The sequence below is a fragment of the Serratia sp. 14-2641 genome, from assembly GCF_001692375.1.
In the GTDB taxonomy this organism is placed as follows: Bacteria; Pseudomonadota; Gammaproteobacteria; order Enterobacterales; family Enterobacteriaceae; genus Chania; species Chania fonticola_C.
In genome coordinates this window covers 450,547-470,991 of record NZ_LXKR01000044.1, presented here as the reverse complement: position 1 = coordinate 470,991, position 20,445 = coordinate 450,547, and the positions used below count along the sequence as shown (strand labels likewise).

Sequence of the window (20,445 nt, the reverse complement as noted above, 5' to 3'; positions counted from 1 at the left end):
GTATAAGGTGATTGAACATGCAAGTACCATTGGGCCAATTACTACAAGTTCTATTGATTATGGCTGATGGAAACTTAAAAAGCCCCAACTGGGGCTTTTTAATTAACCTATATTATGAACTCTATGATACTAAAAGTAAGTTTCATGCCATAAGTTTTCAAAATCACCTTCAGCATCAAAAGAAGATGGCAGAACTTTTTTGAGCCGCATATCGATCCAATTTAAATAGATCTCACGCTCAGGTGGTTCACCATATTCAAGATGTTCATCTGAGTTAGATATTATCGCTGTACCAATTGCGTGTACTGGCGTTTGGAAAGAATCGAATAATGTTTGAAGTTTTTCTATTTGCAATCTCTCCATATTATACATATCAACTTCACGCTCTTTAACATCCATAGTGTAATGAAGAGAATCATCAATTTCCATTATTGTGAAAAAGTGTGGAATGTCAATTTCACCTAACCTTCCATATGTAGTATTAGATAGATCTATTTCCCATAATTGCAAGGTTGCAGTTTCTAAAATCCCACGAGGGGTACTATATGTTCCTAAAACAAATTTAGATGTTCTTTGAGTCACATGAATAGAACGGAAATTGCGTAGAGATAATGATCCCATATATTCAAGATCTGCGAATTCATGTTTGAATTGTCTTGCTATATTGAAATCGTTTTTTAATATAACAATGTTTTCATAATGGAATGCGGCACGCTTAGACCAGTTATAGCTACCAGTTATAACTATAGCGTCATCTATAATGCAAAACTTATGGTGCATAAAAAAACGTGAAATTGGATTCTTAATTACTATAATATGCTCTAAAAACTCTTCCGATAATTCATTTAAATGCCTGTTATTGTAGATATCATCATTACATAAAATTTTAACACTAACACCACTACGACTTTTTTGGAGGAGTAAATCCTCAAATGACTTTAAGTTAATCCATGCTACACAGATCCTTATATTTTCCTTGGCTGAATGTAACTCTTTTCTAATTTGATATTCTATATCCTTAAAGTAACACTTGTTCTCTATTTTGTAATACATGATTCCCTCCTTTTAAAAGTCGAACATATAATAAATGGTAATAAATAGCAACTTGAAAATTCGTGAGATAAAAATGACCAAACTCTATCAGTGGAACCGTGAGAATGTTATGGACGCACTACGCAACATAGACGTTAAAGAAAAAAGAGATAAAAATCGGCTTGAAAATATCATAGAAGAAACTGCATTAACTGAAATTGAACTAGCAGAGTAAGAAGAAACTGTGATCAGTACTGAATGCGATGAGATAGTGCTCACTGTATATCTTCATCAAACAAAACATCAATGCGTTCTATTTAAAATAGAATCTATCTTGAATTTTTTCGCAATGACTAATACTAAAGAACTATGCGATAGTAATAAAATGAAATAGATAAAAACTATATGATTTGGGTAAAATTGATTTTGAACAACTATATTGGAATCGTCGTGATCCAAGTACCTATGGGGCAACCGCTACAGATACTTTTGATTATGGTTGGTGGAGGCTAATAGAAAGCCCCTTATGGGGCTTTTTTTATTGTTGTAATTATTGTAATTGTTTCATTATTTTCGTTAAATATCGAATGGCTTTCTTTTTCTATTCTTCTTACTTTAGATTTTGTTCCATGCTTATGCTTCAAGTAAGCAGATGCAATCATTCCTAATACAAGTAAAATTAAAGTTCCAATAATAGTCACTTGTTCTCGTAGCTCTAAACTACTTTCATCTACTTTACATACTAATGATATAATTGATGTGATTGCTACAGCAATGCTGAATACTAATAATAAATCTACAGGTGGCTTATTGGGCCTTTCAAAAGATGTGATATTTCTAATAAAATCAAAACCAGATAGAATTGTAAGTATTAAAGCTATTACTGTTAGGTATATGTTTACATTGAATTGATTTGCCGCAAAAAAGTAAAGTAAAGCAAAAACAATTGATAATAATAAAGTTGCAATGAATGGAATGTTTTTTAAAGGAGACTTTTTCATAAATACCCAAAAATTTTTAAAAGGGGTATTTTATTGCAAGAGTTACAAAAAATGAATCTACGAATCATAATAGGGTGATGGAGTTAGTGCATTCTGATAAGCAGCTAACACAGGATGATAAGGAATTATTTTTCAAAAATTACAAAGGTGATGGTATCGGTAGACTCAGCTACTACCAGTACTTAAGGAACAAACCCACTCACATCACGTGTGTTGAGCTAAATCCAGAGTATGTACTTATAGGGAAGAGGGGATTACCAGAGGCAGAATGGATTACAGGTGATGCACTTCAGTACACTCCAGACAGTTTCTATCGTGTTGCATATGGTAATACACCATCAGCAAGATCAACACATCACAGGGGTATACAGGTCGTTATTCGGGGTCAGAATTTGAGTACAAGGTGATAGATCACGCCGGTAAGTCTGCATCTATGTGGGTCTGGGTAGTACCCCAAAGTTCAGCGGGATTTGTGTACTCAGGTGCTCAGTACTACGACCGTAGAGAAACGCCAAAGTACGTTAAGTTTCACAACCAGGCCGGGTACACACTTCAACCCGGTGTAGGTATTGATACATCGATCTATAGGGATGATTGGGACTGAACAAAGGTCATCTGTGAGTATGTGATTGTCTATTATGACTGTACAACTTTATGAAATTAGTGTGTTCTGATTCTGTTTTAGGACGGAGTTCATTAGTTTATTTCTTGATTCTTTGGGCAACCTAGTGAGACAAAGCCGACACGGGGGGCTTTTGGGGTCATAGTTTGTGACATAGCTCAATCCAAAATAGAAACGGGCGGATTTTACACTTGGGCAACGGGAAATTACACCGTTATATGTTGGCGGCGTAAACAAAAACGGCCCAGACTGATGACAAAGCCAGACGGGCGCATGCGGCGCCCTACGTAACGTAGCCAGCAGTAGTCTTGGCCCTAGCAGTATAGGCCGTTTTGATGGCGATCTATAACCAGCCGGAACGCTTGAGTTTTTGGTACAGGAAGAAGCAACCGGCGACGGTGACGCCCAGCGTGGTGTGGTAAGCCCAGGGGAACTTCAATTCGGGCATATCGGCGAAGTTCATGCCGTACAGGCTGAAGATCACCGTTGGAATGGCCAGGATCGCCCCCCAGCCAGCCAATCGCTTAACCACTTCGTTTTGCTTGACGGTCACCAATGCCAAATTGACGTGCATGGCGTTGGTCAGCATTTCGCGCATATCATCTATCGTGCTGGCGACCTGCCGGGTATGGTCTTGCACATCGCGAACGTAGGCCCGCAGCTCTTTAGGGATCACATCCTCATGCAGATGGATCAGCTGATTGCAGATCTCATCCATCGGCAGGGCGGCATTACGCAGGCCGAGCAGGTGGCGGCGCAGGCTGTAGACGTTTTCGATGGCGGTTTCGTCAAACTCCGACCTGAACATGTTGGACTCGATGTCTTCGATCATCGCTTCGAACTTGCCGACGATATGGCGATAGTTGTCGACGATAAAATCCAATACCGAATACAGCGCAAAGCCAGGCCCGTGGCACAGTTGTTTGGGGTTTTCCTCTGCCTTGGCGCGGATAGGGGCATAGCTGGAAGAAGCGCCGTGGCGCACGCTGATCAGGAAGTTTTTACCAACGAAAAAGTGGGTCTCACCGTATTCGACTTCTTCTTTCATCCACTGTGCGGTTTTCACCACGATGAACAGCGAGTCACCGTAGGTTTCTATTTTTGGCCGTTGGTGGGCGCAAAGGGCATCTTCGATCGCCAGATCGTGCAGGCTGAACTCCTCTTGGATCTTACGCATAAACGCGTCTTCCGGTTGCCACAAGCCCAGCCAGATAAAGGTGTCCGGCTCCTTGACCACTTCACTGATATCCTCAATCGTCACGTCCGTCAGCCGTTTACCGGCCTTGTACGCCACGCAGTTGATGACCATTGCCTGGGTTTCCATTGCGTTACCTGTCAGTCTGTGAGGGTTTTGGTGAAGAAATAGCGTTCATGTTCTACCGGCGCATTGTGCAATGTCATTTGCAATTGGTAACCTTGTTTTTCGTAGAAAGGACGAGCCTGAAAACTGAAAGTATCTACACGCGCATATTTGCAGCCATCCGCCATTGCCTGCTGTTCTGCTTTCTTGATGAGCTTACTGCCTACACCTTCGCCGCGTAATGTCTTAGAAACCCATAACAAATCGATGCTTAACCAGCGGCCTACGGTGCTGCCCGTTAACCCGGCGAGTTTATTCCCCTGATCATCCAGGACAAAAACCCCAATGTTTTTGTTCAGGATATCGCCGACAAATTGGCGGTTAAAAGTCTTCAAATGATTGCGAATCTCTTCGGTATCTTCTGGCTGTAGTGCGTCTGTTACGGTGATTTTCATGGTGCCTCCTGGATGGTTCAACTAACTTAAGCACAGTAAAGGAAAAATGCAACATATTGAAATTTAGATTAAAGCACGAACTTTACCGTCTGGGCTAAACTCATTGAACTCTACCAATTTAAGGAGAAGACATGTTGCGGCCTTTTTTGATTGCGGGTTGGTTGCTGTTCGGCAATGGCCTGCTGCATGCGGCACCGGTAGTGACCGAATTACAGGACAGCCTTGAGCATCCCTGGTCGCTGGCCTTCTTGCCGAGCGATAGCGGTATCCTGATAACGGAGCGCCCTGGCCGTTTGCGGTTATGGCAGCCGTCTGCCGGGCTTTCCTCACCGATTACCGGTGTGCCAGACGTGTATGCGCAGGGGCAAGGAGGATTACTTGACGTGGTGCTGGCTGCGGATTTTGTCACTAGCCGCCGGGTTTACCTTAGCTTTGCTGAAGCAGGGGATGCCGATAAAGCTGGCACTGCTGTTGGTTATGGGCGCCTGAGTGCAGACAATAAACAGCTGGAAGATTTTCGTGTGATTTTTCGCCAACAGCCCAAGTTGTCTACCGGCAACCATTTTGGCTCTAAACTCGCCTTTGATCGCCAGGGCTATCTGTTTATTACCTTGGGTGAAAACAACCAACGGGCGACGGCACAGGAAACGGACAAACTGCAAGGCAAGATTGTTCGGCTAACGGCGGAGGGCAAGGTACCTGCCGATAATCCGCTGGTTGGCCAACAGGGCAAGCGACCGGAGATTTGGTCTTATGGCCATCGTAATCCGCAAGGATTGGCGCTGAACCCCTGGAGTGGGGTGATTTGGGAGCATGAGCACGGCCCACGCGGCGGTGATGAAATCAATATTCCTCTGCCGGGCAAAAACTATGGCTGGCCGATAGCGACCTATGGAATTAATTATTCAGGGCTAGCTATCCCTGAGGCTAAAGGCCAAGTTGTACCAGGGACCGAACAGCCATTGCATTATTGGAAAGTTTCTCCGGGGGTCAGTGGGATGGCCTTTTACGACAGCCAGCGATTCCCCGAATGGCAGCACTCTCTGTTTATTGGCGCATTGGCACAACGGGACCTGATCCGTTTGACGCTGGACGGCGACAAAATAGTGGCAGAAGAGCGGCTATTGGGCGATCGCAATGAGCGTATTCGCGACGTGCGCGTCGGGCCGGATGGTTACCTTTATCTGCTGACTGATGACAGTAATGGGAAACTGCTGCGGGTTGGGCACGATTAGTGCCCAGTTAGATTAGTTTGAGATCGGCGGCGGTGAGTACCTGGTCGGAATTCAGTGAGAAAATCCGTTTTACCGTGTCATCACACAGAGGATGCGGGTCTGCATATACTGAGTGATATCCTTTGGGAAAACTTGCAACGGTAATTTCCTGCAGGATCCGCTGCTCGACCTGGCTTACGCCGCCTTCCAGCATTTCCATTGCATGGATCACTATGTCATGACGTAAATGGCGGCGCTTAAGCTGATTGAGAAAGCCAGGGAAAAACTCTGGTACCAGATTATACAGGCAGTATTCGGCAATAAAAAACTGGCCAACCAGCAGCCGTTGAGTGCTGAAAGGGCCAACTCTAGAGGCGGTCTTCTGAGTGTCGAGGCTTTTCAATGTCAGGTGGTTACGGCGTACCTGTAAATAAAACAATGACATGCTTTTGCGTCCCTGCGTTGTAAGAAGCGCCCCATCTGGGGCACCTTGGTAATCAAGTGAGTGGTATCATCACCGCGTGCTGGTAAGCAGGGCGTGCGCATAACCGCTGATACCAGCGTTCCATATGCGGGCTGGGCTGACGTTCGTTCGGCATGGAAAACCAGGCGTAAACAAAGCTGCCGAGTGGAATATCGCCGATGCCGAATTCTTGGCCTGAGAGGAAAGGCTGCTCAGCCAATGTGCGTTCGACGATAGCAAAGTGTTGCTCCAGTTCAGCAATGCCAGCCTCAATCAGGGCCATATCACGCTTTTCGGGCGGAGTGCGAACCATGCCCCAGAACACGTTGCGGAAAGGGCCGGTGATGGTTGAGGTATTCCAGTCCATCCATTTTTCTGCCGCAGCGCGAGCCTGGAGATCCTGAGGGTAAAATGGCGTCTGGCCGAACTTGGCCGCCAGATAACGCACGATGGTATTAGATTCCCACAGCACGAAATCCCCATCCTGCAACAGCGGTACCAGGCCGTTGGGGTTAAGCGATCGGTAAGGTTCTTCGTTAACCTTGCCGTAGGCACCACCGGCGTTGATATGGGTGTAATTCAGCCCTAACTCAGCGGCACACCAGCGCACTTTCTTGACGTTGTTAGAATTTTCACGGCCCCAAATGGTCAGCACAAAGCACCTCCTCATCGACGGATAAAAGTAACCCCCATACCTACGCTACAAAGCCGTTTTTGTCACCTTGAAATCAGCGTTCCCAGTGGCAGACCTCCCAACCGTGCAGCTCTGCCAACGCGCCAAGGTCGTTATTAGGGTTAATGACAGTGGCGCTGTCGACGTATTCCAGCATGGCCTTATCGTTAATGGAGTCGCTATAGCCGTGGCTATGGGCAAATTGCAGTTCAGGGTGTTGCTGCAACCACTGTTGCAGACGGATGACCTTACCCTGCTGGTAGGTGATGGTGCCGTAGGTATTGCCGGTAAAACGGCCCTCTGCTACCTCGACACCGATAGCCAGCGCTCCATCAGCGCCCAGTTGCTCGGCGATGGGGGCAACCAGGTGTTCGCCGGTTGCTGAAATCACCAGAATGCAGTCGCCGCGTTCGCGATGCCATTGCATGCGTTCGCGTGCCGCGGGGTAGACGCGGGGCAGGATATCCCGGCGAATATAGCGCTGCACCCAACCGGCGACGGTTTGGGTACTCAGGCCCACCAGCGGAACCAGCGTTGCCTGCATATAATCTTCCATCGACAGCTGGCCCTGATAATAGGATTGCATCAACAACTGCTCTTGGCGTTCCAACTCTGCCGGGGCGAACCCTTCGGCCACCAGCCAGCGAACCCACAGGCTGGCGCTGTCATCATCAATCAGGGTTTCATCCAGGTCGAACAGGGCTAAATCCATCAATATTTCTCCGGCAAGGAATGCTGCGGGCTACAGGATAACGGATACGCGCGGCTGCGAGCCAGTTGCCGCGGTGAAATGCGCAGAGCATAAGTAATTTTGATGACAGTGCGGCGACGGTTTGTTGAAGGTTTACTTAACCTGCGCATAGCCTGATTTCCAGCCAATTTCTCTGCGATAACGTACAGTTATGTAAAAATGCAGAAAAATCAGCCTAAACCCTGCAAAAATAAGAGCAATCTAATAAACTCACAACGAGGGCACTTTCGGTGCCGCGTTGGCTCAAATGGGAGCCGCTGGGTATTTCGCGGTTGGCAGCGCGGCCTCGTGCCACTCTCGCTGGTTGGCTGAAAACGTGAACATGTTTGAAAGTTAACGCTATTTCAATGGTTTGAATGGACACTCTGGCGACGTCATGATGAAAAATAACCGTTCCACTTCTCTTGGTAAATTGGCCCTCAGTGTAGGTGTCATGTTGTTGGTTGTGCCTACCGTACAGGCAGCAGAGGCTCCGGCCGCACCACAGGTCGATGCGAAAGCCTATGTATTGATGGATTACGACAGTGGCAAGATCCTGGCAGAAGGCAACGCGGATACCCGCCTGGATCCCGCGAGCCTGACTAAAATCATGTCCAGCTACGTGATTGGCCAGGCGATGAAAGCCGGTAAAATCAAACCGGACGATCTCGTCACCGTGGGTAAAGATGCTTGGGCAACCGGCAACCCGGTGCTGCGGGGGTCTTCTTTGATGTTTATCAAACCCGGCGATCAGGTGCCGGTATCGGAACTCAATAAAGGCATCGTCATCCAGTCAGGTAACGACGCCAGCATCGCCTTGGCGGATTTCGTGGCCGGTAGCCAGGATTCGTTCGTTGGCTTGATGAACAATTATGGCAAGTCCCTCGGCCTGCAAAATACTCACTTCCTGACTGTGCATGGTCTGGATGCCGAAGGGCAGTACAGCACCGCGCGCGATATGGCGTTGCTGAGCCAGGCGCTGATCCGCGACGTGCCGGATGAGTACGCGTTGCATAAAGAAAAAGAGTTCACCTTCAACAAGATCCGCCAGATAAACCGTAACCGCCTGCTGTGGAGCACCAACCTGAATGTGGATGGTATCAAAACCGGTTACACCGGCGGGGCCGGGCATAACCTGGTCGCCTCGGCCACCGACGGCCCAATGCGCCTGATTTCGGTGGTACTGGGGGCTCCGAGTGACCGTGTGCGCTTTAGCGAAAGCGAGAAGTTGCTGACCTGGGGCTTCCGCTTCTATGAAACCGCAACGCCGATCAAGGCTGATAAAGCCTTTGTGACGCAGAAAGTGTGGTTTGGCGACGTGGGTGAAGTGCCGCTGGGCGTGGCGAAGGATGCCGCCGTCACTATTCCCAAGGGGCAGATGAAAAACCTGAAGGCCAGCTACAAGCTTAATCAACCGACGCTGGAAGCGCCGCTGGCGAAAAATCAGGTGGTAGGTACCATCGATTTCCAACTGGATGGCAAAACTATCGAACAGCACCCGCTGGTGGTGATGCAGGAAGTGAAGGAAGGGAACTTCTTTAGCCGCATGTGGGACTTTGTGATGATGAAGCTGACTCAGTGGTTTGGCGGTATTTTCGGTTAATCTTTGTTTGATAAGGGGCCAACAGTGGCCCCTTCTGCCAGATCAATTACACGCCACGACCTTGATGGCCAACCCGCCCTGTGATGTCTCACGGTATTTGGAATTCATGTCCTTGCCGGTTTCGTACATGGTTTCGATCACCTTATCCAGGCAAACGCGCGGCTCGCTGGTGCGACGCAGTGCCATACGTGCGGCGTTGACCGCCTTCACGGCAGAAATCGCGTTACGTTCGATACAAGGCACCTGAACCTGTCCGGCCAGTGGATCGCAGGTCAGCCCAAGATGGTGCTCCATGGCAATCTCTGCGGCGATACAAACCTGTGCCGGGCTGCCGCCCATCAGCTCCGCCAGACCAGCTGCCGCCATGGAGCAGGCCACGCCGACTTCCCCTTGGCAGCCCACTTCAGCGCCGGAGATTGAAGCATTCATCTTGTACAGCGTGCCGATCACACCGGCAGCCAGGAAGTAACGGCTGTAGGAGTTGGTGTTCACCGGGCGGATAAACTGGTCGTAATACGCCAGTACCGCAGGAATGATACCGCATGCCCCGTTGGTGGGGGCCGTTACCACTCGGCCACCCGCAGCGTTCTCTTCGTTGACCGCGAACGCGAACATATTGATCCAATCAACTACGTTCATCGGGTCAATATTGTTCTTGTCACCGGTTACCAGAATGCGGCGCAGGGCGGCGGCACGGCGCTGTACCTTCATCGGGCCAGGGAGCAACCCTTCGGTATTCATACCGCGTTCGATACCGGCACGCATCACCTGCCAGACGTCGGCAAAGTGCGCTTCGATCTCTGCTTTGCTGCGTAATGCCAGTTCGTTCTGCATCACCAACCCGGAAAGTGAAAGCCCGGTATCTTTGCAATGCTGCTGCAAATCCAGCGCGGAACGATAAGGGTAGGGGACCGCAACGCTATTGTTGGCCGATTGGCCGAAGTTTTCTTCATCAACGATAAATCCGCCGCCGATGGAGTAATAGGTTTTGCTGTGAAGTAACCGATCGCCAGCATAGGCGCTGATCGACATGCCGTTTTCGTGCAGCGGCAGGTTAGTGCTGTGGAAGTTCATGCCACCAAGCTGTGGAAAATCGACCTCGTGCACACCCTTTGCCAACAACAGGCGGCCCCGCTGCTCTACATCACGAATAAAGCCGGCGATGCTGTCGATGTCCACGTCATGGGGCAGATTGCCCGCCAGGCCCATAATAATCGCGATGTCGGTATGGTGCCCTTTACCCGTCAGTGACAGTGAGCCGTAGACGTCAACCGCCACCCGCGTTGTATCGTGGAGTTGCCCGGCGGCCTGCAAATCATCAATAAACTGTTTACCGGCTTTCATCGGGCCGACGGTGTGGGAACTGGAAGGGCCGATGCCAATTTTGAAAATATCGAAAACGCTGACCATAGTCTCGCTTCCTTCTTGAAGTTAATTCCCTCAGCCTGCCGTTTAGGGGGCATATGGGTAATGCTTGAGTTCGCGGCGGGGTAGGAGGGGGAGATTCGAGATAGCCGGTGCCATAGGGCACCGGCTGAGCGCTATTAACCGAACAGTGTGTACAGGATGGCAGAGATGGCAATCAGGCCCATCACGACCACAAATACGTTGCTGATGTGGCCGCTGTACTTGCGCATGGCAGGCACTTTACGGATCGCATACATCGGCATCAGGAACAGCAGCATCGCGATGATTGGGCCACCCAGGTTCTCGATCATGCCCAGAATGCTTGGGTTCAGTGTGGCAACGATCCAGGTGGTCACCAGCATGAAGATGGCAGTGATGCGGTTCAGCTTGTGGGTGGTGATGGTTTTACCACGGCTTCTCATCGATTTGGCAATCATGCCGTTAAAGCCTTCACGAGCACCGAGGTAGTGACCCAGGAAGGATTTGGTGATGGCGATGAAGGCGATGACTGGTGCGATGTACTCGATCACCGGGTTGTTAAAGTGGTTAGCCAGGTAAGACAGGATGGAGATGTTTTGCGCTTTGGCTTCGGCCAGATCCGCCGGGGACAGGCTCAGCACACAGCTGAAAACAAAGAACATTACGGTCAGCACCATCATGATGTGTGCGTAGCCCAGGATGCGGGAACATTTCTTCTCAGCGTCCACGCCGTACTCTTCGCGTTTTGCGACTGCAAAGGCGGAGATGATCGGTGAGTGGTTGAACGAGAACACCATAACCGGGATTGCCAGCCACAGGGTGATCACCAGGCCGTGGCCCAAGCTGCCGCCAGAACCGGCCAGTGAGACGTTTTCGAAGATGGCACTGCTCCAGTTAGGGATCAGATATAGCGCCAGCAGCATCAGCACCGCAACAAACGGGAATACCAGGATACTCATGGTCTTCACGATCGCCTGCTCACCGAAACGCACGATGCCCATCAGGCCAACGATCAGGATCAGCGACAGGATGGCACGTGGTGGCGAGGCCATACCCAACTGGTGGGTGATGAAGCTGTCCACGGTGTTGGTGATCGCGACGCTATAAACCAGCAGGATTGGGTAAATGGCGAAGAAGTAGAGCAGGGTAATCAGTTTACCCGCGCTGATGCCAAAGTGTTCTTCTACCACTTCGGTGATGTCTTCACCTGGGTTTTTACCAGACAAAACGAAACGGCACAGGCCACGGTGGGCGAAGAAGGTCATCGGGAAGGCGATGATGGCCATGATGATCAGCGGGATTAAACCGCCGATACCGGCGTTGATTGGCAAGAACAAGACACCAGCGCCGATGGCGGTGCCGTAGAGGCCCAACATCCACATGGTATCTGATTTACGCCAGGCCGTGCTGGAACCTGAGGCTGCAGAGGCGATAGTGCCGGTCTGTGTAGTGTCCATAAATATCTCCGAGGTGAACACGATAATTTAAAATAAAAAGAAAAACTTAAGTTTAAAATCCGCTGGTGAAATAAGTGGCTGTCTCACCAGTGGTAAAATCAGTTGTTTCAACTAGAGGATGAATTGCGCCTCTGAATTGTTTATCAGGCTAATGATGTTGCTAACCTGTCCAAATGGTTTCTGCTGTTAACGGGGTCAACGCCGATGTTTCTGTCGGAGGAGCAACTGCCCACCGATTTTGTTGGCGGCAAGATAACGATTTACAGCAGAAACAACCGTGATCTTGCTCCCAAATGCGTGATGTGTGCGGTTAAAGGCTTTTATTGTAAATTTTCATGCAAATGTTGCGTGTTTGTGCGAAACATCATGCTGCAACCGCTCTCACTAATCCCACAACCTTTATCCGGTTTGTATGATGTTTAGCCGGATAAAAACCTGTCTTGTGTGGCAGGGCGAGCAATATATTTTATGTGCTGGTTTGGATCTAGCTAAAAAGCCGGATTTAGCTGTTTTAGTGATATAGATCACGTTTGGTTAGTGAGAGGAAAAAGCTTATCTGATTGTTTTTACACTTATTTACTGATTTTGATTGTCGGTGTGGCTGGAAGCGGATGACCGTAATACGACGATTTTAATCATCATATGAATAAAGGTAAACTCTGATAATTTGATTAAAAATAGTCGATAATTTTTTGCCAAAAGGCGGCTTAACGAGGCCGGTGGAAGAAGTGAACCATTTTATCTGGGTGAGATTTGATGCAAATTACTGCAATAATGTTCTGTGGGAAATAATAACGCTGGCAAGTTGTTGCAATCCATTAACCTGCAATTATCGGCCATTAGGATTATTTTAAGTTTAATTGCTTAAAAAAAAGCCTGAGTTTAACGAGAAATTGGCAACCGCGTCCCTCAGGTAACACCAGGGACACGGCATAAAATCGGCAGTGAGGCCAAGATCAGAAACGCAAAGTGACCGCGTGTTGGTTGAAAAAGTCGATGAATTCAGGGTCAGGCTGGCGATCGGTGATGACTTTGTCGAACAATGCCAGCGGCCCGATGCAGGCAGGCTTGGTTTGGGCAAATTTGCTGTGGTCGGCGACCAGGATTTTTTGCTGCGCCTTGTCCAACGCTTTGTGTTTCATCGCCAGTTCATCAAGATTGAAGCAGGTTGCGCCATGCTGCAAAGTGATACCTGCCGCGGAGATAAAGGCCACGTTAGGGCAGATGTGGTCCAACTCGTTATGTTGGCCAACAGCGGTGAAAATGTAGTTGCTCGGTTTGAATTCGCCGCCGCACAGGATCACCTTGCAGTTGGGCTTGTCCTGCAGCGCCAGAAAGGTGTTGAGTGAGTGGCAGATAGCGGTAAAGGGGAGTTCATCGGCAATGGCGTCGATAATGGCCGGGGTGGTGGTGCCACAGTCAAAGAACACCGTGTCGTTTTCGTTGACCAGCGGTGCCGCCAACATGCCAATACGGCGCTTTTCCGCCACCTGCTTGGCTTTCTGATCGGAGACAAAATAATTGGTGACTCCGTTGATACGCGGATCGGCTACGACATAACCCCCAAGCAAGACCACCGCCGCAGGTTCGGCACTGAGATCGCGCCGGATGGTCATTTCCGAGACGCCGAGCAGTGCGGCTGCTTCTTTTAAGTGGATCTTGTCAGAACGCTTTAGAGCCTGAACTAGCCGGTTGATACGTTCGTCGCGCCGGGTTTCCATCAGTTTTTCCTACAGGTTTATACCCCAAGTTTCTCAAGTGTGGCCGAAAGGGATAAAGGAGCCAAAAGTTTCTTTCGTTCGCTCCAACACAATAATGCGGAGAAGTGCAGACCCAGTTCGCACTGAGGGCACAACCCCGCATTAGATGTCGCTATACCTAGATAGAGCTAGCGAAAATCAGTAGCTACCGGTGGCCGCCGCATCGCCAGAAACGATCGCAACGCCCGAGCTGGTGCCGATACGTGTTGCACCGGCGGCAATCATTTTCCCAGCGGTAGCGCGATCGCGCACTGCGCCAGAGGCTTTGACGCCCATCTCGCTGCCTACGGTAGCACGCATCAGTTTGACGTGGTCTTCACGAGCGCCGCCAGTGCTGAAACCGGTAGAGGTTTTAACGAAAGCGACATCCAGTTCACGACACATTTCACAAACCACAACGATTTGTTCATCGTTGAGCAGACAGGTTTCCAATATTACCTTCAACGGGATAGCCGCGCAAACTTCACGCACCGCGGCGATATCGGCCTTCACTTCGTCATTCAGGCCGCTTTTCAGCCAACCGACGTTGATCACCATGTCGATTTCCTGGGCGCCAGCGGCAATGGCAGCTTTGGCTTCGAAAGCCTTGGAGACGGTCAAACCAGCCCCCAGAGGGAAGCCGATAACCGAGCATACTTTAACGTTGCTTTCCTGCAACAGGTGAGCGGCCAACGGGACATAACCCGAGTTAACGCAAACGGCATAGAAATTATGCTGACGCGCTTCTTCGCACAGTTGGTTGATCTGGCTTTCCGTGGTGTCCATAGCCAGCAGGGTATGGTCGATATAGCGAGCGTAATCAATCTGTTCAGTAGTCATGGTAATTCCTCAGTGGGTGTAATAACGCTTTTGGATGTTAGTGATGTTATAATCCTAACATTGTCACATCGCGATTGGTAGCTGTATTAACACTAATTTTTGAGTCATAAGCGGAATTGATGAGCACCATCTGCCACAGAATGTGCTGGTAAATGTTATTTAAATAACATAGATTACACCTTGACCAATTCGTTCACGGTGCAACGACTGCCCCCTGAGGAAAGAAGATGAAGACGATCATTAATCTGAGCCCTGGATTGTTCGGCACACAGCCGAATGAAGTGTATTGCGGCGCTGGTTTTACGGTGACCGCGTTTATGTTTCCTGGTGATATCGCCGCGTTAGCGCTGCAAAACCAGCGGGGTACCTTAACGTTGTTGCCCTACCAGGATTTGATGATTTGGGATGCGGTGTTTGACGGCCAGTCTCTCAAAGCAAAAGCCAGCCGGTCGCAGCCTCGACGCAATGATGCCCGTGGCTGTTTTGCCTCTCACCAAGGCTTGCCAGCTAATTATGGTGCGGTGATTGATGTCTGGCTGGAGGTAGAAGAAGAAGCGATCGCTGTACGAGCCATCACTGCCGATGGCCCTTGCCGCATCCAACCGGCCGTTCAGCTAGCCGCCAACAGCACACAGTTCAGTATTGAAATGGTGATCAACAACCTGGCCGAGCAGGCCCAGCCATTGAGTTATATGTGCCATATGAACTATGCCTGTGAAGAGGGTGCCGTTTTCCGCCAAAATCTGCCGGGCTGTGCGCTCAATATCCGTGATAATCCACTACGGGTCATTTGCTCTGACGACCTCTCGCTGTATGTCGATCAGGCCGAGTTCTTTATGCTGGCGCCATGCGGCAGAAGATATGTAACCCGTTTTGCCACCCGCCAATTCAGCTATGCCGTCTTACAGCGGCCACGAGCCAACTCGCGGGCGACGGCGTTTGTCCAGCCGGCCAGTTGCAGCCCAGAGGTTACAGCGATACCAATGGCAGTGATGTTAAAAGCGGGGGAGATGCGGGAGTTCCGCGTGACGACCGGTATGCTATAGCTGGCGGGGGGCAAGCCCCCCCGCGGGCAGGTATTACTCCTTCACCCATCCTTTACGGATCGGGAAGGCGAACAGGAAATGGTACAGGCGCGTCAGACGTTGGGCGATGGCATCACCAAACAGGTTCCACACCAATTGGGCAAACAGACACCCCACACAGCCTAGCAGGAAACCGCCCACCATATCCAGCGGCCAGTGCACACCAAGGAATACGCGGGACCAGGCAATGGCGACTGCCGCGACCATCAGCAAAATACCTGACCAGGCACGATGCCAGCACAGGAAGGCCAGGGCGAAGGTGAAGATAGCGGTGCCATGATCGCTGGGGAAAGAACTATCTGGTGCATGCGCCAGGAAGGTATAGCCGATACCGGTGACAAAAGGGCGTTCATGGGGCAACAGCGCACCGATAGCGGCCGAAGCACACATGGCAAATAACAGGGCAATGGTCGTTTTGGCTACCACTTCTCGCTGTGCTACCAGTTGGCTATGTGCCCCCCAGAACCACAGGCCGACAATCAGCAGTGGGATAATGGCGATCAGATCCCGTGCGATGAAGGTGGCAAGATCGATCAACCATTCCGGGCTGGCCGGAGTGGCATTGATCCAGGCGAAAAGAAGATAGTTCAACTGCTCCATTAAGTATTACCTCGTCTTACGGCGAAAATAGCCGCTAATACACCAATAAACAGCCACCTGGCTGAACCAAACCCACCACCCGGCCCACAGGTTATGGGAAAGAAAATGTGCGCCCCGCATGATCTGGCCAAAACCCATAAGCATGCCGAGCGTGATGCCGCCCAGCCAGCACCAGTAAGCCAGGCGCGGGCGTTGCGGATAAAACAGAAAGAACAGTGCCATCACGGCGAAGCCGCTGGAGGCGTGCCCTCCGGGGAAGCAACGGCCAGGCCCCGGGAACGCTGGCGTGGTGCCAAACAGGGGGAATGACATCGCTTTGCCACCGTACTCCAGCAGATCCCAAGGGCATGAGTGTGCACTGGTGGCCTTCAGGATCCCCACCACCAACGGCCCAATGCCGATCAACAGCATGGTGACGATTAGCCGCGCGTTACGGCGATAAATTCCCCAAAACAGCGCCAGTACCGCTCCGGCGATCACCGAAATCTTTAACAACCTATGGTTGATCAGATCCAGCCAGTAGTTGTTCTGCCACGGAAAACGCTGGCTGGCGGCGTCATACCAATAATTACTGACCGCCCAATCCAGTTGTTCATTGCGTGACAGCCAGATAAACAACAGTGCAGCCACCATCAGCCCAAAGGCTTGCCAACGGTAAAAGGATGTGGGCAAGGAGTAAAGGGCGTCAGTCTGAATTTGGCTAGCCGTTGAGGATTGATTTAATGACGATTGTTTGGCGTTTGATGGGTTCACACGAAGGCTCATAGGCGGTAACGGATCGGGCTACTGTAATCATCCCGTCTTAAGAAAACCTTAATGGATGGCAAGTGGCTTGGGGGCGATATCCAGATTTGGCCTATAATTTAACGGCGCAAAGTATGCTAGCGTAGTTGGGTATTTAGGTTATGAATTGTAAGGATAAAAAATGAACAAGCTTTCTATGGTAGTGACCAGCCTGCTGATGGCCGCGTCTGTCAGCGCCGTTGCTGCAACCACCGCAAGTACTGACGATCTCAATATGCAGCCATTGGAAAAAGTAGCACCGTTCCCGAAAGCAGAGCCGGGCATGAGCCGGCAGGTCATTTATTTACCCAAGCAGGAGAATGAAGAAAACTTTAAGGTTGAGCTGCTGATTGGCCAAACGCTGGAAGTGGATTGCAACCGCCACATGATGGGCGGCAACCTGGAGAGTAAAACGCTGGCCGGTTGGGGTTACAACTATTTTGTACTGCCGAAGCTTTCGGCTCCGGCCTCTACCATGATGGCTTGCCCAGATAATACCAAGCGTCAGGAGTTCGTTGCCGCTCAACTGGGGGATGCCGCGATGCAGCGCTATAACAGCCGCTTGCCGATCGTGGTTTACGTGCCGAAGGACGTCGAGGTGCGCTATCGCATCTGGTCAGCCAGCGAAAATACTGGCCGTGCGGTAACTAAATAAACGACTGTAAACTACGCCATGTAGGGGCGCCGCATGCGGCGCCCATCTGAATATTCAATGGCAAAGACTAGCGGATAATGCCGCGTGCCGAGCGTGAGAAGAAAGAATTAAACCATTGCAGTAGCGGATAGGTTTCGCTCAAGCGCTGCGCCTCCTGTTTGACCTCATCGATCGCCAGCGCATTGTGATACAGCATGTTATACAGGGCTAGGATCACTTGCTGTTGCCGATCGTCCAACGATTGGAAGGCTGCCGCTGACTCGTTAACACCGATGGGGGCCGCATGGTTGCCACTGGCACTGACAAAAGGTGGAACATCCTGCACCACGCCAGACTGATGAGCGATATGCGCATGGGCACCCAGCAGACAAAACTGATGTATCGCGCATATATTGCCGATCTGCACAAAATCATCCAACTCAACATGCCCGGCTAGCCCCGAGTTATCACCGATAACCGTGGTATTGCCGACAATGCAATCATGGCCAATGTGAACATTGTTCAAGAACAGGTTGTCATTGCCGATAGCCGTTCGTCGATAGCCTTGAGCGGTGCCGCGATGAATGGTCGCGTTCTTGCCGATCCTGTTTCTGTCGCCGATGACCACGTCCGTCGCTTCACCAGCATATTTCAAATCCTGATTCACTTCGCCGATGGTTGAAAATTGCCCGATAACGTTATCGCAGCCAATACGGGTGAGGCCATTAATGCTGACATGAGAGGCTATCACCGTGTCATCACCAATCTCGACGCCAGCTGCGATGATGCAGAAGGGGCCAATGCTGACGCGCGCACCGATAATCGCCCCCGGTTCAATCAAGCTGTTGCTTGCGATCCGGGCAGAGGGAGAAATTGACATTGCGTTATCCTGATGATGGCACGTGGCGTTTCCGGCACTCGGGGCCAATCACGGGTAAATGATTAAGCCGAAGTTTGGATTAATCTGAGAGTAAGTGTCGAATGGGAGGGGAAAGGGTTGGGTGTTGGAGGCCAGGTGATTTTTCTTATCGACAGGGCCGAGTATAAGGAGTTAATGGGCATATCACACCATCATATATTTTCTTTATTTTCTGAACCTTTCTGTAATGGAAGATGGGGCAGGGGGTTAGATGCGCATCGGCTAACCTAGACTGCAGACATTCCCTCACTGGGGTGACAACATAGGGGGCGGTATCATGCTGCGCCCGTTTGAGTAAACAATGGGTTAGATCATGCTTGCTATGGCGCTTAAGACACTTGGGAATCCAATTTTACCTGGTTTTGCACCACTTCCTGCGCCTTGGTATAGCGTTAAATCAACATATGAAAGAGTTTATCTGCCTGCAGATTTTGCAGTAGTGCCTGATGCCGAGATGGATTATTTCAGCAGTAGAATGATAAGAGGATAAGCAGCTACTCTCAGGCTAGACTAGAATTAATAGGTAGGTTATCAGGCTGGGTATTAGGTAATGCGGAGGGCCGACAATATGACTTATCAACATATCGTTATTGCAACCGATCTGAGTGATGATGCCGAACTACTGGTGCGTAAAGGTTCTGAATTGGCTGGCGCACTGCAGGCCAAGCTGTCGTTGATTTATATCGATGAGCAAGCTAACCACTACAGCGAGTTTGGTAGTGGCGAATTCAACTATGCCGATAAGACCTTCTCTGAACGAGTGAAAAATATGCTTAACGCTATCCAGCAGCAGGCGGAGTATCCCATCAGTGAAGTGATCATTGGCCGTGGTGATCTAAGCGAAGCGCTGAACAATGCCATTCGTGAAAAAGGCATTGATTTGGTGATTTTTGGTCACCACCACGATATGTGGAGTCGTTTGGTATCCAGTACGCGCCGTACGATCAACCATATTGCGGTTGATATGTTGGTGGTGCCGATAGAAAAACATTGATGGGATGCTGGTTTTTACTCCGCCCGCTATTATGTTATTCTGCATAATAGCAGGAGGCATTGATCGGATTACTCTATTGAAGGGAAACTCCTTTCCACGAGGTAATTCAGTACGTTAATATCATCATTGAGCATCTCCGAGGGGAGGTTTTTTAGAATTTTATCTCTAATATCGGTCTTTATAAAGAAGAGTGACGTATTTGAATAGAAAAAAGGATCCATCAAGTAAATAGAAACGCCGTCATTGTATAGCTCCATATAGTCACTGCCGATAAGTGGGGTTTTCTTTACGACGGTGGTGTACTTACTGGCTAGAATTGCACTGATAAGACTAAACTGATCGTTTTTAAATTGTAACTGCAGTGCGGATAAATTTTTATTCTGATCAAACAAGACAAAGACATCTTTGGTACTTTCAAAAATAATATTGCTTCGCTTGTCCTTGTTGTTATCGGGTGTTTCTTTATAAATGTTCCCTCTGAGTTCGTTATTATAACCTACATTTACCGCTTCCGGATGAGTTGCCTTAAAAGTATCCTCCGTTGTCTGACCAAACTTCACCGTAAGCGTGCCTGTGCTGACTGCGCTTAAGTTCCCACAAAAAAAGGAACTGGTTAAAACCAGAAAAAGGTAACCTAAAAAACTCACTTTCATAATGCAATCCTATAAATCCTTTCTGGATTGTGAAATGACACATAAAAAATCATTAAACTGCCAAAATTCGGTGTTTTATTTCTGGTGCTGTTATTGTGTTGGTTTTACATGCTTACCTCCCTGGTATAAATGATATTTGGAATCAATGTCAGACTTCCTTCGTTGAGCGGCAATACCTCGGCGTTTCACTACGTTGTCATTAAAAGAATAGTGTTGTCAATAACCTCGATAGGTTAAATTCTGGCAGTTTAAAATATGATAT

The 20,445-nt window shown here is 49.4% G+C and carries 22 protein-coding genes; 7 read left to right on the top strand and 15 right to left on the bottom strand.

What is annotated here, in order from left to right; genetic code table 11:
* Positions 1 to 129 precede the first annotated feature (129 nt).
* A complete protein-coding gene (locus tag A6U95_RS17505; RefSeq protein ID WP_065685383.1) occupies positions 130 to 1,053 on the bottom strand; it encodes a phospholipase D-like domain-containing protein in 924 nt (307 codons plus the stop codon).
* Positions 1,054 to 1,126: 73 nt separating this feature from the next.
* Here A6U95_RS17505 and A6U95_RS31090 point away from each other — a divergent pair, with 73 nt between their 5' ends.
* Positions 1,127 to 1,267: a hypothetical protein gene (locus A6U95_RS31090; RefSeq protein WP_158006224.1), complete on the top strand. Its 141-nt coding sequence runs from the start codon at positions 1,127 to 1,129 to the stop codon at positions 1,265 to 1,267.
* Positions 1,268 to 1,556: 289 nt separating this feature from the next.
* On the opposite strand, the gene A6U95_RS30740 is transcribed toward A6U95_RS31090, so the two are convergent.
* From A6U95_RS30740 to A6U95_RS17490, 3 genes are all read right to left on the bottom strand, one after another.
* Positions 1,557 to 2,033: a phosphate-starvation-inducible PsiE family protein gene (locus A6U95_RS30740; protein ID WP_139102393.1), complete on the bottom strand. Its 477-nt coding sequence runs from the start codon at positions 2,031 to 2,033 to the stop codon at positions 1,557 to 1,559.
* Between the two features lie 965 nt (positions 2,034 to 2,998).
* Positions 2,999 to 3,979, bottom strand: a complete 981-nt coding sequence (locus A6U95_RS17495; RefSeq protein WP_065685381.1) for a magnesium and cobalt transport protein CorA — start codon at positions 3,977 to 3,979, stop codon at positions 2,999 to 3,001.
* 11 nt (positions 3,980 to 3,990) lie between these two features.
* Entirely contained in the window at positions 3,991 to 4,410 is a 420-nt protein-coding gene (locus A6U95_RS17490) for a GNAT family N-acetyltransferase (RefSeq protein ID WP_065685380.1), read from the bottom strand.
* 131 nt (positions 4,411 to 4,541) lie between these two features.
* On the opposite strand from A6U95_RS17490, the gene A6U95_RS17485 reads away from it, so the two are divergent.
* Positions 4,542 to 5,645, top strand: coding sequence for a PQQ-dependent sugar dehydrogenase (locus A6U95_RS17485; RefSeq protein WP_065685379.1), 1,104 nt, complete (start codon positions 4,542 to 4,544; stop codon positions 5,643 to 5,645).
* Between the two features lie 7 nt (positions 5,646 to 5,652).
* On the opposite strand, the gene A6U95_RS17480 is transcribed toward A6U95_RS17485, so the two are convergent.
* From A6U95_RS17480 to A6U95_RS17470, 3 genes are all read right to left on the bottom strand, one after another.
* Positions 5,653 to 6,069, bottom strand: coding sequence for a YjaA family stress response protein (locus A6U95_RS17480; RefSeq protein ID WP_065685378.1), 417 nt, complete (start codon positions 6,067 to 6,069; stop codon positions 5,653 to 5,655).
* A 52-nt stretch (positions 6,070 to 6,121) separates the two neighbouring features.
* Positions 6,122 to 6,742 (bottom strand): glutathione S-transferase, encoded by a 621-nt coding sequence (locus A6U95_RS17475; protein ID WP_065685377.1) that lies wholly within the window; start codon positions 6,740 to 6,742, stop codon positions 6,122 to 6,124.
* Positions 6,743 to 6,815: 73 nt separating this feature from the next.
* Positions 6,816 to 7,472, bottom strand: coding sequence for an HAD family hydrolase (locus A6U95_RS17470; protein ID WP_065685376.1), 657 nt, complete (start codon positions 7,470 to 7,472; stop codon positions 6,816 to 6,818).
* Between the two features lie 415 nt (positions 7,473 to 7,887).
* On the opposite strand from A6U95_RS17470, the gene A6U95_RS17465 reads away from it, so the two are divergent.
* On the top strand, positions 7,888 to 9,093 hold the full coding sequence (locus tag A6U95_RS17465) for a serine hydrolase (RefSeq protein WP_065685375.1): 1,206 nt from the start codon (positions 7,888 to 7,890) through the stop codon (positions 9,091 to 9,093).
* A 42-nt stretch (positions 9,094 to 9,135) separates the two neighbouring features.
* On the opposite strand, the gene A6U95_RS17460 is transcribed toward A6U95_RS17465, so the two are convergent.
* The 4 genes from A6U95_RS17460 to deoC form a co-directional block, all read right to left on the bottom strand.
* Positions 9,136 to 10,503 (bottom strand): L-serine ammonia-lyase, encoded by a 1,368-nt coding sequence (locus A6U95_RS17460; RefSeq protein ID WP_065685374.1) that lies wholly within the window; start codon positions 10,501 to 10,503, stop codon positions 9,136 to 9,138.
* A 134-nt stretch (positions 10,504 to 10,637) separates the two neighbouring features.
* The gene (locus tag A6U95_RS17455) at positions 10,638 to 11,936 is read right to left on the bottom strand and encodes an HAAAP family serine/threonine permease (RefSeq protein WP_065685373.1); all 1,299 of its coding nucleotides are present in this window, start codon (positions 11,934 to 11,936) and stop codon (positions 10,638 to 10,640) included.
* A gap of 956 nt (positions 11,937 to 12,892) precedes the next feature.
* Positions 12,893 to 13,657 (bottom strand): DNA-binding transcriptional repressor DeoR, encoded by a 765-nt coding sequence (gene deoR, locus A6U95_RS17450; protein ID WP_065685372.1) that lies wholly within the window; start codon positions 13,655 to 13,657, stop codon positions 12,893 to 12,895.
* Between the two features lie 177 nt (positions 13,658 to 13,834).
* Positions 13,835 to 14,515, bottom strand: a complete 681-nt coding sequence (gene deoC / locus A6U95_RS17445) for a deoxyribose-phosphate aldolase (protein ID WP_065685371.1) — start codon at positions 14,513 to 14,515, stop codon at positions 13,835 to 13,837.
* A gap of 227 nt (positions 14,516 to 14,742) precedes the next feature.
* Here deoC and A6U95_RS17440 point away from each other — a divergent pair, with 227 nt between their 5' ends.
* Entirely contained in the window at positions 14,743 to 15,561 is an 819-nt protein-coding gene (locus tag A6U95_RS17440; protein WP_065685370.1) for a hypothetical protein, read from the top strand.
* A 33-nt stretch (positions 15,562 to 15,594) separates the two neighbouring features.
* Here the strand turns inward: A6U95_RS17440 and ybjG are convergent, their stop codons facing one another.
* A complete protein-coding gene (gene ybjG / locus A6U95_RS17435; protein WP_065685369.1) occupies positions 15,595 to 16,200 on the bottom strand; it encodes an undecaprenyl-diphosphate phosphatase in 606 nt (201 codons plus the stop codon).
* A 6-nt stretch (positions 16,201 to 16,206) separates the two neighbouring features.
* Positions 16,207 to 16,965: a phosphatase PAP2 family protein gene (locus tag A6U95_RS17430; protein ID WP_139102392.1), complete on the bottom strand. Its 759-nt coding sequence runs from the start codon at positions 16,963 to 16,965 to the stop codon at positions 16,207 to 16,209.
* A gap of 160 nt (positions 16,966 to 17,125) precedes the next feature.
* Between A6U95_RS17430 and eco the strand changes: the two genes are divergently transcribed.
* Positions 17,126 to 17,638 (top strand): serine protease inhibitor ecotin, encoded by a 513-nt coding sequence (gene eco / locus A6U95_RS17425; protein WP_065685368.1) that lies wholly within the window; start codon positions 17,126 to 17,128, stop codon positions 17,636 to 17,638.
* A 67-nt stretch (positions 17,639 to 17,705) separates the two neighbouring features.
* On the opposite strand, the gene lpxA is transcribed toward eco, so the two are convergent.
* The gene (lpxA, locus tag A6U95_RS17420; protein ID WP_065685367.1) at positions 17,706 to 18,497 is read right to left on the bottom strand and encodes an acyl-ACP--UDP-N-acetylglucosamine O-acyltransferase; all 792 of its coding nucleotides are present in this window, start codon (positions 18,495 to 18,497) and stop codon (positions 17,706 to 17,708) included.
* Positions 18,498 to 18,849: 352 nt separating this feature from the next.
* Here lpxA and A6U95_RS31085 point away from each other — a divergent pair, with 352 nt between their 5' ends.
* Positions 18,850 to 19,026 (top strand): hypothetical protein, encoded by a 177-nt coding sequence (locus A6U95_RS31085; protein ID WP_158006223.1) that lies wholly within the window; start codon positions 18,850 to 18,852, stop codon positions 19,024 to 19,026.
* Positions 19,027 to 19,104: 78 nt separating this feature from the next.
* A complete protein-coding gene (locus A6U95_RS17415; protein WP_024528628.1) occupies positions 19,105 to 19,530 on the top strand; it encodes a universal stress protein in 426 nt (141 codons plus the stop codon).
* Between the two features lie 68 nt (positions 19,531 to 19,598).
* On the opposite strand, the gene A6U95_RS17410 is transcribed toward A6U95_RS17415, so the two are convergent.
* Positions 19,599 to 20,183, bottom strand: a complete 585-nt coding sequence (locus A6U95_RS17410) for a hypothetical protein (protein WP_065685366.1) — start codon at positions 20,181 to 20,183, stop codon at positions 19,599 to 19,601.
* Positions 20,184 to 20,445 lie beyond the last annotated feature (262 nt).